This window comes from Rapidithrix thailandica, from assembly GCF_039710355.1.
Lineage (GTDB): Bacteria > Bacteroidota > Bacteroidia > Cytophagales > Flammeovirgaceae > Rapidithrix > Rapidithrix thailandica.
Map to the genome: position 1 here is coordinate 473,139 of NZ_JBDKWZ010000004.1, position 14,672 is coordinate 487,810.

General features: G+C 37.0%; 12 protein-coding genes. All 12 read left to right on the plus strand.

The features are described from left to right. Positions 1-763 precede the first annotated feature (763 nt). The 12 genes from AAG747_RS09555 to AAG747_RS09610 all read left to right on the plus strand — a co-directional run bounded on the left by AAG747_RS09555 (position 764) and on the right by AAG747_RS09610 (position 14,201). A complete protein-coding gene (locus tag AAG747_RS09555; protein ID WP_346820937.1) occupies positions 764-1,276 on the plus strand; it encodes an RNA polymerase sigma-70 factor in 513 nt (170 codons plus the stop codon). A 242-nt stretch (positions 1,277-1,518) separates the two neighbouring features. Beyond that, positions 1,519-2,442, plus strand: coding sequence for a FecR family protein (locus tag AAG747_RS09560; protein ID WP_346820938.1), 924 nt, complete (start codon positions 1,519-1,521; stop codon positions 2,440-2,442). Between the two features lie 268 nt (positions 2,443-2,710). Further along, positions 2,711-5,446 carry a TonB-dependent siderophore receptor gene (locus AAG747_RS09565; protein WP_346820939.1) on the plus strand — a complete coding sequence of 912 codons (2,736 nt, stop codon included), beginning with the start codon at positions 2,711-2,713 and terminating at the stop codon, positions 5,444-5,446. Next, positions 5,437-6,735: a PepSY-associated TM helix domain-containing protein gene (locus tag AAG747_RS09570; protein ID WP_346820940.1), complete on the plus strand. Its 1,299-nt coding sequence runs from the start codon at positions 5,437-5,439 to the stop codon at positions 6,733-6,735. Before AAG747_RS09565 ends, AAG747_RS09570 begins: the two co-directional genes overlap by 10 nt. 368 nt (positions 6,736-7,103) lie before the next feature. After that, the gene (locus AAG747_RS09575; RefSeq protein WP_346820941.1) at positions 7,104-7,790 is read left to right on the plus strand and encodes a hypothetical protein; all 687 of its coding nucleotides are present in this window, start codon (positions 7,104-7,106) and stop codon (positions 7,788-7,790) included. Positions 7,791-7,956: 166 nt separating this feature from the next. Then, complete coding sequence (locus AAG747_RS09580) at positions 7,957-8,781, plus strand: AraC family transcriptional regulator (protein ID WP_346820942.1); 825 nt, start codon at positions 7,957-7,959, stop codon at positions 8,779-8,781. A gap of 70 nt (positions 8,782-8,851) precedes the next feature. Further along, positions 8,852-9,349 (plus strand): VOC family protein, encoded by a 498-nt coding sequence (locus tag AAG747_RS09585; RefSeq protein WP_346820943.1) that lies wholly within the window; start codon positions 8,852-8,854, stop codon positions 9,347-9,349. Positions 9,350-9,549: 200 nt separating this feature from the next. Then, on the plus strand, positions 9,550-9,939 hold the full coding sequence (locus tag AAG747_RS09590) for a VOC family protein (RefSeq protein ID WP_346820944.1): 390 nt from the start codon (positions 9,550-9,552) through the stop codon (positions 9,937-9,939). A gap of 196 nt (positions 9,940-10,135) precedes the next feature. Further along, the gene (locus tag AAG747_RS09595; protein WP_346820945.1) at positions 10,136-10,657 is read left to right on the plus strand and encodes a DinB family protein; all 522 of its coding nucleotides are present in this window, start codon (positions 10,136-10,138) and stop codon (positions 10,655-10,657) included. Positions 10,658-11,114: 457 nt separating this feature from the next. Continuing rightward, complete coding sequence (locus tag AAG747_RS09600; RefSeq protein ID WP_346820946.1) at positions 11,115-12,272, plus strand: hypothetical protein; 1,158 nt, start codon at positions 11,115-11,117, stop codon at positions 12,270-12,272. Positions 12,273-13,081: 809 nt separating this feature from the next. Then, a complete protein-coding gene (locus AAG747_RS09605) occupies positions 13,082-13,474 on the plus strand; it encodes a hypothetical protein (protein WP_346820947.1) in 393 nt (130 codons plus the stop codon). Between the two features lie 376 nt (positions 13,475-13,850). Then, complete coding sequence (locus AAG747_RS09610; RefSeq protein WP_346820948.1) at positions 13,851-14,201, plus strand: hypothetical protein; 351 nt, start codon at positions 13,851-13,853, stop codon at positions 14,199-14,201. The last annotated feature ends 471 nt before the right edge of the window (positions 14,202-14,672 follow it).

The following is a 14,672-nucleotide window of genomic DNA, read 5'->3' on the forward strand; positions in this document are numbered from 1 at the left end:
GTCATGCTTTTAATGACATCGATGAATGTAGATACCCCGAAATTTGGGACAGTTTTAGTAAATTTAGATACCTGAATTTACTAAAATGACACGAAGGAAATTTACATCGGCTTTTAAGACAAAGGTAGTTTTGGAAACCTTAAATAGAGAGACTGGCCGAACTCGCTCAGAAGTATGAAGTACAACCCATCCAAATCAGGGCCTGGAAACGCGAGTTCTTGGAGGTTGCGTCAGAGGTTTTTGAAAAAGGAAAAAAGAGTAAAAAAAGTGAGTCCGAACAGGGGAAAGACCGTCTTTCAAAAACAATTGGTCAACTCAAAATCGAAGTTGATTTTTTAAAGGACGCTTTGTCCTGAATAAATCGCTTTCCGAGTGAAGGTTATTGATTGACAAGGCGCACCGGAGTTTGAGTATCAAACGGCCATGGATATTTTTGTCAGAGCGAAACGGGAAAATCGCTGCGAGTCCAAAGAAGGATCCGGCTACCTGAATGGTCACAGCCAAGAACACCTGTCATGGGTGCAACACCGGTTCGGATAGACGGTTCATCGCTTGGTTTTTATAAAAAACTTGAAGGCTTCTTTTGATCAAAACAGCTTTTTCAAAGTGTGTGAGCCAAAAGCACCAAGGGTAGTCACATTCATTGATTTAATGAAGTGATGATACGTTTTAACCATAATTTATATTAATTCTAAATAATTGCTATATTTGTGAATATAAAAATATAACGCGATTTTCTATCAAGAACAATATAAAATATTACTTGGACCAGGAGCTGCTTTTTGAAGAGCTCTACCGCTCTTATTGGAAAAAGCTATATGCTTTTTGCTACGCCAAAACCAAGAACCATGAAGTAGCTGAAGAAATTGTTCAAGATGTTTTTATCGCTCTTTGGAAGCGCGCTGACAAAATTGTTTTCTCCCCAAAAACCGAAAATTATTTAATAAAATCTACCCGAAACAAGATTGTAGATTATTACCGCGCAAAAAAAGAGCAACAAACTACAACTATCTCTCAATGTACATTATGTGACGAAAAGGGTTTCGGTATGGATACCGTTGCACATAATTTGGCGGTAGATGAGTTCTTAGAGAAAGATTTACAGTTGCTTGTAAATCAATTACCTTGTCGCTGTCAAGAAGTTTATCGCTTAAGCAGAGAAAAGCACCTTACTACGTCTGAAATTGCAGAGCAATTAAATATTTCTCAAAAGACAGTAAAAAATCATCTTACCAAAGCACTATCCTTTATTAATAAACATTTGAAGGTTGTTTGATTTTTTTACCCAAGGCAGGGCCATATCAACCGTCAAATGTCGGGTAAAGCCGGTTTGATTTTATTCTGACCTCTTCCGTGGCGAACTGCCATTTATCCTGGCGTTCTTATTATTTCTTGCCACTTGCCAGGTTATGGCTGTTTCTTTCCAAGAAAAGATTTTACACGGTATTAGAAAATTGACAGGTCAGTAGGACCCCCCTCAGCATTTTACGTTCCTATATATAACATTGAGTTTTTTATATGGACATTACACCGGAACTTTTAGCAAAGTATGTAAATGGAGATTGCACAGAGGCAGAGGCGAGAGCTGTAGAACAATGGCTCAATTATAATGGAGGGCTTGAGGGGTTAAAAGATAATGTTGAAACATCTCCTCATCTGGAAGAAAAACTATGGAAGAATATTAAAACAGCTACCATAGTGGCTAGCTCGACAACAAGAAAGAGCAACTTCTTTCGGATGAAAAGCTGGAGTGTGGCAGCATCTATCACTATAATTATCGCCATTACATCTTATTTGCTGTTAAACCAAACCACTATGTATAAAACAAATACTGGTGAAGTAAAAACTGTGATGCTTAGCGATAGCACAAAAGTTATACTCAATGTAGCCTCTTCTCTTCAGTTATCAAACGGTTTTGGTAAAAGCAATCGTAAGGTCACCTTAAATGGGGAAGCTTATTTTGAGGTTAAAAAAGATTCTTTGCTCCCTTTTATCATCAATACCCATGAGTCTGTAACTAAGGTTTTAGGAACAAAGTTTAATTTGTCGGCTTATGTAGGCGAAGCCAACACGCTAACGCTTGACGAGGGAACGGTGTTCTTCTATGATAAAAGGAAAGGACCAGCGAGCGGGTTACCCCTTACTCCTAACGAACAGGTTGTACTTCAAAAAGACAGTCTCATAAAAAATACCATCCATCAATTCCACCATGCCGCTTGGATAAACAGAAAATTGGTTTTTGAAAATCAATCCTTCGCTTTGGTTGTAAAAGAGCTGGAACGGTTTTACGGCTATACGATTGAAGTCAAAAAGCAAAGCTTAAATACCAGAAGGTATAACGGAACTCATTCAAACCAATCAATAGAAGCTTTACTTCAAGACATAGGCTTTGTACTGGACTTTAAATTCAGGAAAACAAATAATAGAATACTAATCTTTTAAATAGGCAAAAAATGAAGTGGTAACAAGAAAAAGTAAAATAAAAAAACCAGCATTCCGTCGGCAAACTTTATGCTGGTTGTAGTGCAATTCAATCCTAACACAGGATAAAATAACAACTATAAAGATATGAATATATATACTTCAAAAAAAATGAAATGATAACAAGAAAAAGGTAAAGTAAAAAAACCAGCATTCCGTCGGCAAAACTTTGTGCTGGTTATAGTGCAATTCAATCCTAACACAAGAGAAAATAACAAACCGTAAAGATATGAATAATACATTTCATGCAGCTGTTTTTCGAGCTGCTGCTAAGGTCATTCTTCTAGTGACTCTTTGTCTTACCACCCATGTGATATTTGCCCAAAACACTATACTTGACAAGGAAATATCGATCACTTTTAAAAATGACAATTTAACCAGTGCCCTTAAAAAACTTGAAGAAAAAGCAAGCTGTAACTTTTCTTTTGAATCAATGGCTTCGGAAGAAAACAGAACCGTTACCAAAAGTTATACTAAAACGTCACTAAGAGAAATTCTTAACGAGATACTGGTTCAGTATCAAATATATTATCGGATTCGCGGCAATACCATATTCATACAAAAAAATGCTAAAAAAGGACGATTAACCGGTACTATTTTAGACAAAGAGGGCAATCTGATACCTTTCTCATCAATAATCCTAAAAGGGACTCATTTTGGCGCTTCTTCTGATAAGGATGGAAATTATAGCTTTTATGCCCCCGAGGGAAATTACTTCGTAGTCGCTTCATCGATAGGATTTAAAAGTGTTTCTAAAACAGTAGCTATTGATACGGATAAGACTACTACGCTAAATTTTGTCTTAAACGAGTCTACAGAAAATTTAGACGAAGTAGTCGTCACAGGAACACGAGAACAAGGCTACATTGTACCCTATACCAATGCCCTCCTGACACCTATTAAAACGGTTGAAGCCCCTGCTTCAATATCGATTCTGAGTGACAACTTCTTAGAAGATATCGGTGCCAGAAACATAAGCACTGTGGTTACCTATGTTCCCGGAGTTAGTAATGCGGATAACGGTGGAGGGCAAGTTGAAAATGTAATCATCAGAGGTTTTCCACAATCTGAAAATTATATAAATGGCATTAGACAGTATAGAACGCCTGAAGGGATAAGAGCTATTGAAACTATTGAAAGGGTGCAGATACTAAAAGGTCCTGCGGGGGTTGAGGCATCGGTGACCTCCCCTGGAGGTTTCATGAATATAATTACGAAGAAGCCTAAAGACACTTTTGCCGCTGAGGTGTTTTTGGGAGGTGGAAACCACAACTTCTTACGTGCCGGTGGGGATGTTACCGGATCTCTAGTAAAAGATAAGCTTAAAGGTCGCATCATTGCCGGTTATCAACAAAGGCAGTTTTGGAGAGATGGTCAAGGCAAAAGACCTTATGTTACCATAGCACCCTCTGTAGACTGGAAAATAATCAATAATACTAACCTTATTGTCGAATACGAATACAACTGGGCCAATGATCCCCTTGACAGAGGGACGATATACCTGGAAGGGGCCGGGTTAAAAGATAATTTTTTACCCAGGACCTTTACCTTTCATGGTGATGATGATGACTATAAAATAAAGTCTAACCGACTGGATCTGTCTTTAAACCATAAATTAAGCGATAAAATAACGGTCAGTTTAAAGTACCATAATTTCTCTCAAAAAACTCAAGAATCCTCCTTTAGAAATGCCGATGCTGAGGCCGGTTACGGTCCGCTTTTTAAAGAAGATGGGGTAACTTTCTCGGGGCAATCGGTAGTACCGGTATTTTTTGCCGAAGTAGGAGCCGATTTAAAAACCGAAACTACCCAACTAAACATCACCGGAAATTTCACCAACGAAGGTATAGGACATATTTTTTATCTCGGGGGAAGTCTGGCAAATAGCAAAGCTACCTATGTTGATGCCGATAGAGATTTTATATATGGCATTTTCGAAAATCAGATAGATGTATTTCACCCGAACAACAACCAAAAACCTACTAAAGTAGGGGAAAATGTTCGTCCAAATTTTGTTGTAGGCGATGACATTAGTTCGGTTTTTGGCCAATGGACGGGTCAATGGGCTCCAAAATTCAGGACGGTTGTTAGCTTACGATACGATAAAATCAAAGTGCTTTCTGAGCAGAGTATAGATGGTATTGGAGCCAAAGCTTTAGCTATGCTGGAAAATCAAAACGCACCTAATCCGATCAGGCTATACAATGGTTCTTATGAAGATGAACTAATTTCTTTGAGACTGGGATCGTCATATGATATTTCTGAATCTCTCACAGGCTTCATCGGATATTCTTCGTCTTCAGAACCACAAAGCGGGGTAACCCGCAAAGGAAAGGCCATTGAACCTATCAGAGCCAACTCTTTTGAAGGCGGATTAAAATGGCTGTTATTTAATGACAAAGCCATGGCAACAACATCTGTCTATTTCTTAGAGAGAAAAAATATTGCTGTCTCAGACCCTCAAAACACCCCGGAAGAAAGGTTTTTATTGCCACTAGGTAGTGCTCAAATTAAAGGAATAGAAGTAGAACTTACGGGAAAATTAACTAAAGACCTTTCTTTCTTTGGCGGTATGAGTGTTCAAGACTCAGAAGTGACAGAAAGTGATAAAGATATTGTAGGAAATAGGTTTGCTAACATCCCGCTTTTTCAATTCAGCGGATTTGCTAATTACAATGCCGAAAGTATTGGCTTGCCAGGCCTGGACTTAGGCTTAGGAGTCGTACACCAAGGTGAGCGTGAAGCCAATAGCGGCAACCAATACCAATTGCCAGCCTACACCCGTTTTGACCTGGCCTTGGGGTACACATTCAAGAATGATTTACAAATACGCGGTAACCTATTCAATGTTTTTGATACCGTATATTACACCTCGGCTCAAGACAATATTTTAAGAGGTTCTGACCAAATTATGGTAGGAGATAAAAGATTGTTCCAAATAACACTAACCAAAAAATGGCGCTAAAGTTTAAGCGAAAAACATTCTATAACATCCACTCTTGGGTGGGTATTACTGCCGGACTATTATTATTTATCATATGTTGGTCCGGCAGTATTGCCGTATTTTCAAATGAAATCGACTGGCTTCTCAATCCAAACATTCAGAGTAACTTTACTACCACACATAACCAGCCCGTTGATTGGCAAAAAGCCTATGATTCTTTTCACAACAGATACCCTGACGCAAAACTTGGAGAGTTAACCGAGCCCCCAAAAAGCGGCTACTCTATTAATGGATGGGGTCGAAAAGCGAGTGGCCAGCTTTTCCGGTTTTACCTTGACCCTGCATCCTATCAAATTAAAGCAGAGACTACTTATTTCAATGTGCAACGCTTTTTCAGAAGCTTTCACATGTCTTTATTTGACCCTCGTGTCTCACAGATTTTCGGGGTAAACCTTGGGTATTTTATAGTAGGATGTTTTGGGTTGATTTTAATGGTTTCAACAATTACGGGCTTTTTATTTTACAAGAAATGGCGTTCGGGTTTTTTTCAATTGAACCTAAATAAAGGAGCTCGTAGGCTTTGGTCAGATGCACATAAATTAATCGGGCTTTGGTCGCTGTGGTTTGGCTTATTGATAGGAATAACCGGGACCTGGTACTTGCTAGAATGGTGGCTGCCAGAACCTCCTCACGTTGATACTTCGGAGAGGGTTATTAAAGACAAAGAAACCTATCTGAGCATAGATCAATTGACAAAGCTTGCGAACAACAAATATCCCGAACTGAAAATTCAACGCCTATTCTTTCATAATTATGATAAAGGACTTCTTTCCTTTGAAGGGGATGATGGCTCACTGCTAGTGCGTAAACGAACAGCCCATATTATTCTCGATACCCAAAGCGGAAAGGCAATCGAACTACAAAAGCCTAAAAACCTTCCGGTTTATGAAAGATGGTGGGAAACGGTTGATTTATTGCATTTTGGAAATTTTGCCGGGCTTTGGTCCAAAGGGCTCTATTTTATTTTTGGTATAGCCCTATCCATTCTGTCTCTTACGGGAGCTTACCTACAGGCCCAGCGCCAAAAATTAAAATCCGGGGTAAAAAAAGCCAGAAAATCCATTATTGTGGCATACATCTTTACTGTCTTAATTTTAGGATTGGCCGTATGGGGAGGAATCAATGAGATAACGGGTTATGGCATTAACGGCAACTGGCCTCAAACACCTACGTCAGTAGTATGCTTTATAGGTTTATGGATAATCGTCACGGTGTATATTCTCACTCTTTGGATGAAAAAGGTAAAATAAGTGTTGGCATACTCTTAGCATATAGCCGCCCCGGACTTTGCGGCCGGGGCCGTTATATCATATTTTAAAGAGGGGCCATGGAAGTTTAGCCCATATGTTGAGCGCTATACTCATAAGAGCATGCCTAAACCCCATCACTTTGGCTAAAGAACGGGAAATTTACTATATAGAACGCCCTGAAAAGCCCTTTAGGCAGCCAACACTTATTGAAAAAGGGGGGCAGTATATCGCAAAGCCTACTTTTCAAAAACAACAGAAATTTACGCATATATCACCAAAAAAAGGAATGGGAAAAATTGTAAGTCCGCCCGAACAATTGGATATTTAGAGATGGAAAATAAACGCAATAGTGTTTATACAAATGTTGTGTGCAAGCTAAGAATATGAGAAAAAATCTGCTATTATTAATTGTTTTGACTAAGATGTTAACGTCCTGTGGACAAGAACATAAACCTACAACAAGATTAGATCAAAAGGAATTTGTAATGTCCAATATTCCAGATACTACCGTAGTTAAAAAGAGCGTAAATATATCTAACGACAAATTCATTGATACCAAATACGTCTACGCTGATTCTGATGGAAATGAGGTTACAGTAGTGAATAGTTTACCAAAGGGTGGATTAAGATACTCAGCCCCAAGTGGTATAGAATATGTTTATGCGGTATTTTGGACACGGATTACGAATGAAACAGATAGTCCACTTGAATTGACAATGGATTTCTCGGAAGAATCATATCAGCTTCCTTCTTCACCTGACAGATTATTTAAACTGTTTATTCCTACCGACACAATGACAACTGATAAAGAGACCTTATTTAATTATGGTCTTGATTTGAAAAAATATCTAGATAATCAATATCACAAGCAGACTGATTTCAAGAGAACTATTACCCCAAAAGGCGTTAATGGCTTTTATGTTATTATACTATTTAACAAAGGGGTTGACGGTACGATACGGACAGGCCTTAGTTTAAAAGGACAGAAAATATTATATCGCGTTAACGACAAAGAAATAGAATGTGGCTACATAAATCTGAAACAGCTGAAATAAGAAAGCCAGCACACAACAACACATATAGCTTATGGCGGGTGAATGGCTGCCAGCAAGGTCTGTACTCTGTAGCCCGCTTTGGTTTCGGGGCACAGAAAAGTACTTTGAAACCGCCACAAGCCATATGCAAACCGTTGTGCATCACTCTATGAAAAATGAGCCGTAGATGAATTATCAAACATTTAAACCACATAATGATTTAAGGTCCATAGTCAAATTTTATTGGACTTTGGAAGTGCTTTTTGACCCAAAAAATCAAAAACAAAAAATCGTACCTGATGGATGTATAGAAATGACTTTCAACTTTGGAGATAAGATAAAAAGATACACTTCGGAAACAAACTTTATCCTTCATCCCAATGCAATGGTAATGGGGCAGAGAACCAAATCATTTAACATCTTACCCGTTGGTAATGTTAACACTTTCGCAATCTGTTTCTATCCTATTGGATTTGCAAACCTTGTGGAAATACCTCTTGAAAATTTGGTTGATAAGGAAACTCCTATTTCGGGGCTTTTCGAACAAGCAGAAGCCTATGAATTAGAGCAACAAATGGTTCAAGCTATTGACACTCAAGAAAGAATAGATATTATTGAAACCTTTCTTCTGAAAAAACTAAATAAAAAAAATACGATTAGTCATATCGTTAAATCAACCGTTGATACTCTTCTCAAAACAAATGGAACGACTCCCATAAATGTTCTTTTGAAAGATGACATTTCAAAAAGGAGACAGCTTGAAAGGCATTTTAAAAAACAAATTGGCATTAGTCCAAAGCAGTTAAGTAAAGCCATTCGACTGCAAGCAACTTTAAATTTGTTGCTCAACAAAAAATCAGAAACATTGACAGCCATTGCTTACGAGAGTGAGTATTTCGACCAAAATCACTTCATTAAAGATTTTAAAGACTTTGTCGGGGTTACTCCAAAGGAGTTTGTAAACAATGAGCATATGTCTCTATCTGCACTCTTCTACAAAGAAATTTTGTAGTGTCGCATTTCTACTATTTTGACGTATTGATACCCTGTAATTTTGTACTTGAATTAAAAGTAGCACATCAATGACAGTCAAAGGAATAATTTTAGCTTCAATGGTTTCTATAATGTGTTTTGTTTCGTGCAACAATTCAGACAAGACAAATTCTGAACCCGCCACAAAAGACACTTTAACAAATTCAAAGGAAAAAGATATGAAGAGTTACATTTCAATGTTTGAAATTCCAGCAACGGATATCTCACGAGCAATTAATTTTTATCAGGCATTGTTAGCCATCAAAATAGAAAAAATGGATGTTGAAGGAATGCAAATGGGAATATTGCCTTATGAAGGACAAATGGTACCAGGTGTGATAATTCAAGCAGAGGGATACAAACCATCTGCGGACGGAGTAACAATGTACTTAAACGCAGGGGAAGATCTCCAATTAGTCCTTGACAGAGTAGAGAAAAATGGCGGACAAATCATAGCACCTAAAACAGCCCACGCAGACGAAAGTGGGTACTTTGCTATTTTCCTTGACTCGGAAGGAAACAAGATGGCTCTTAACTCCCCAAACTAACGCAGAAAAAGCGAAAAAGAGCGAACGTACAATATTGTATAAAAGCAATAGCGGTTTGGGTGCAAGCTCAAACCGCTATTGCTTTTAATTAAGCATCTTATCCGAATAGCAGTACTGTTTAATGCGCTACTGTTTTTATGCGAGAATGTTATAGTGTATATTGAACAAAACCATCGAAATTTGAACTAAAAAGAATAAAAATGAAGACAATTAATAGAATAATGACGAATATTTGTTCGGACAATTTAGCCGAAAGTCGGGATTTTTACACCAAACTGTTCGACTTCAATGTGGATTATGATAGTGATTGGTTCGTTCATCTAATCTCAAAGGACAAAAAATTAGAATTGGGAATAATCAACCGAACAAATGAAATCGTACCGAAAAAATTCCAAAATGACCCGCAAGGGTTTTATATCACTTTCGTAGTTGACAACGCAGACGAAATTTTTAAAATAGCGAAATCGGAGAAATTTGAAATCTTAAGCGAACCAACCGATACTTTTTACGGACAAAGACGATTTTTACTTAAAGACCCAAATGGAACTTTAGTGGATATTTCCTCACCGATTAAGGATTTCGAATTTTGAGATGGACTGTGAATTTAAACAAATGAAAAAAATAAAAACGCACTACAACAATGGCTATAAGTAATTGCTTGTTCTTGCCTACTTCTGAAAATCCTAGCGGATTTTCAATTTTGTGTGCGCTTACTAAATTAACCGCTAACCAACCCAGGCAACTGCTCATAGCCTTTCCCGTTAACAATAAGACAAAACACAAAAAATGGAAAAACCAGAGGCTGAAAAAAATCCGGAATTTTTAGAATATGTTTTAAAGCTAAATGGAGATATTGACCTCACAGATGCGTTTAAACTAAGTTTGAAAACAATCAATGATATTGATATAGCTCAATTAAAGAGAATTGGTTTCAGAACTTATGAAAAAGATAAATGGACAATTCATAAAATACTACAGCATCTCATAGATTGGGAAAGAATTTGGTGTTATAGAGCGATCCTTTTTGCCCGTGGAGAAGGAACGATCCCGGATGGACATGATCAAGAAATAATGGGTGAAAATTCGAATGCCAATGAACTGTCAATTGAACAATTGATAAATGAGCTCCGAACTGTACGCCAATCAACAATCATGATGTTTGAATCTTTCAACAAAAAAATTCTTGAAACAAATTGCGTTTTTTTTGAATATGAAATGCCTCTTTACACAATTGGATTGACCATAACTGCACATCAAATCCATCATTTCAACATCATAAAAGAAAGATATTTCCCATTAGACAAATAAAGAATGAATTAACTATTACAATAAAAGCCTGTTGCTAAAGACCGTGCCTAACCGAAAACTTTTGAATATCTACCTGTAATACGGTTGTACTAGACCGTTAGCTCTCATTCCCCAGATAAGACACTCCACAATTGATTTAGGAAAAGATATTGCTTCTTCCACAGTTTTTAATTTCCCTTGCTAACGAATGGATATTATCTTCATCGTGGACTCTATGAAAGAGCCTTTTTTAAATGGTATCTCTCTTGGATTTGACAAGTCCCGATGTGCAAACCGGGGCAGTTGATCAATTTCAATGGCGGCCATGCTGAGAAGTGGCCGGTTTACAAAAAATATGAATCGGAAGAAAACAGATCGCAAGGATAAGAAAGGAAATTACTAAATTTGGTTTAGACCCTAATGAACTTGGCATCTTCTCACAAGAGAGATACCGAGAAAAATAAAAAAAGAGAATGGATTGATAGCCAATCGGCTAATTAACGCTAACCGGAAGAACAAAAAGAACCCGAAAGAAAAAATGAGAAATAGGTTAACCTTTATACTTCTAATATTTCTGAGTTTATTTTCTTGCCAAACCAAAAAAGGGGATTATGTGTGTACACCTTGTGATCTAAAATGTGATGATTTAACTTTTTCTGAGGCGGGAATCTGTCCACACTGCAAAATGGCCTTGGTAAAAAAAAGTGAACTCAACAAGGAAAAAGAACTAATATTAAATCAAATTGAGATAAAGGAGGGTTCAGGTATATTTTTGGTTGAAGGAGGGATTGGAAATGAGGATAAAAGAATAAAGGTGTTTTACCATAAACCAAAAAATTTTAGTCCCACATCCGGAATTTTGATTGTTGTTCCTGGAGCTGGCCGAAATGGCGATAGTTATAGAGACGCGTGGATTGATGAATCAGAAGCGTATAACCTCCTTATCTTGTCCCCAATGTACCCTGAGAGTACGTACGGATTTGAAGATTATCATTTAGGCGGTTTGATAACTGATACAAATTTCAAAAACAGTGTAGAATATATTGAGAATACGAATATCGCAACCCTTGATGAAACCAAGTTTGATTTTAACATCAACTCAAATTCGAACGAATGGATTTTCAATGATTTCGATAGAATATTCGATTTGACCATAGAGGCCCTGAATTCAAAACAGACTTCATATGACATGTTTGGGCACTCGGCTGGCGGACATATTTTACACAGGCTTGCCTTATTTCAAAAAAAATCAAAAGCAGCCAGGATATTGGCTTCCAATCCAAGTTTTTATACCTTACCGGATTTTGAAGTTCCTTTTCCCTTTGGCTGTAAGAATGCACCAATCACTCAGGAAGCATTAAAATATGCCTTTGAAAAAGAGTTGGTCGTTTTTTTGGGTGAGATGGATAATGAAAATGAAACGGGAGGTACATTTCTACGTTCCACAACTGCGGACAAACAAGGACTTCATCGATTCGAAAGAGGGAAATTCTTTTACAGCGAATCCAAAACCATAGCTGAAGCGTTGAAACTGGAATTCCATTGGGATTTGGTCATTGTACAAAATGTGGGGCACAATCACCAGAGAATGGGAGCTGCTGCTGCCAACTATTTGTATGGCGAAAGGGAAAAATAAGAGCATGTCTAAATTTCATCCTTTGGGATCAAAAGCTCCCATTTCAGGAACCTCAGCGCAGTATTTTGAGAACCCTAAACTGAGAGTTTTTACCCCCCTCCGCAACGAATTTTAAACATACTCTTAGTATTTTATTTGAACCATCATTTTCAATATTCGCCATTGCTTAAACTTCAGTTGCGTTTAGCTTGTCGAAACCATATTCAATTGAAGCAAAAGTAGACTCTGTTGCATACCCTTGTCCCAAAAACCTTTTCATTCCAAGATCATAAAAGTCTTTGTGATTATGCTTTTCCTTTTTGCGACCAAATGTCAGTATTGATAAGCTATCTACCGAGTTTTACTTTGTGTGGTTGTAACAACTTGCTTTCGTACCTTCTTCTTTTTTATAAACCTGAAAAGCTCCAGAAAACCGGAGCTTTTTGATTCGAACAAATCGGTATTAATGACTTTTTTCGTTATGTTCTTCCAACATTTGCTTATGATCCTTTATCATTGCCTCATGTTCTTCTTTCATTTTTTCATGGTTATTTTTTGTCGTTAGACCTATTTAAAATTATGTTTTTTTTTTCGTACACCGCCAACGATTACATAACAACTGTGCTGGTTAAACAGCAGCCAACGTATCCGAAGGACACGATGGCGTTAAGTTGCGAAAAACCTTGGCAGGTGGAGGGAGTGTAGAAATTAAACGCAAACATATTTGGTGGAAAATTGAAGATAGATTAATGGCACATAGCTAAAGTGCCCTCTTGTCGACAATTTATAAGTAAAGGGTTTATGTGTAAAAAAATGATTTTTAAGTGTGTATGCCTAATTTTGAGACAAGGATAATGAGTAATAGAACAAAGAAATACATCGTATTGGGTACTTTTATTGTAGGAGTGGGTGGATATTTTATATTCAAGTTATGGGCGGCAAACTTTTTACCACAGAAGTATACAATTGGAACTATAGTTAGTGTGTATGCTCCAGCAAAAGGTGGCAGAAGAGCAGATTATATCTTTTACATTCATGGTGAAGAACATTTTGGAAGTTATGCTATTGGAAGTATAGGAGATACTCCCCACAAGAAGAATGACCGGTATTTTGTACGATATCCTGAGGGGTATCCTTTTGAAAGCATAATGCTTTTTGATAAACCGGTTCCAACTCATATCAAAGTAGCTCCTCCGGAAGGCTGGAAAAAACTTCCGGAATAGTCTGTTTCAACGTGAGTCTCCTTTCCATACGTTTCGGACTACGCGCCCCCGGTACAACGGTAAGAAAAACAAGTGAAGTTTGGACTGAGTTGATTACGTTAATCTATTAATTTTTTTGACCCTTGGTAGATTCAAGAAATTAAGAAACTTTTGGATGCTGAGTTGTTGAAAAGTGTTGGGTTCCTTCTAAATGAACAGAGATCAACCAATATATAGATGATTATACTTTGTGAATGGGAATACAAGGATATGTGAGTTTAAGATTAGAACTATTAACCCAAAGAACGTTATTATTCTTTATCCAAAAATTCCCATGAAAAATTTTCTATAATAACTCTCATTACTTTTTTGACATGTAATTATAGAAGAATAAGAAATGAAATTAGAAACGATATTTGAAATAGTAAGAACCTTGAATGGTTCAATTAAGGCTTTGTTTTATCATAACCTGTCTATAAACTTAACGATAGCTCAACGTGTAGTTTGGTCAGATGATACTATCACTAATGAGGATAAAATTAGTCGTATGAAGTGGATTAATGAAATCCAACATAGTGTATTGAATATTTACTTAGATATCCACAATGGTCGTATTATAGACGATAAAGAGTCTTTGTGGCATGACATTAAGTTATATGTTAAAGAGGATAAAAACATAATAGAAATTGTGGGTTATGCAATTGAATTAAGTTATGAAAAGATAAATCGTCTTCCCGGTTCTATGTAGTTGTAGTCTCACAATACACAAGTTTTGTTATAAACTTCCAGATTTTTATTGGGCAAACCCAACTATTTTATAGAATTGTTGGGCTTTGTTTTGTACAATTATCAAATATCCAGCAGAACGATCCGGAGCAGTAAAATACGGTAGAAAAACTTTCTCGGCTAAAAAATACAATAAAGGAAATAACTACCCTACCATCTAAAGAAGCAAAAACTTGGTTAGTAAAAGAAGAAATAAAAATCAAGGTGCGTTATGAGAATTATCTGTTTCATAATCTTGCTATTAATTCTTGTTTCATGTTTGATTAAAATAAAATGACAATCCGTATTCTTGCCAGTAGCTCAGGTAAGGGTGCAAGCGACTAGTATTCTATCAAAGATATTGTTTTCAAAATATCTTCTGTTGAGTTTGTAGCAGAACTCGTCCAAGTAGTTCTGTAAGTATTCCGTCCGGGTCTGTTGATATATCCCTTGT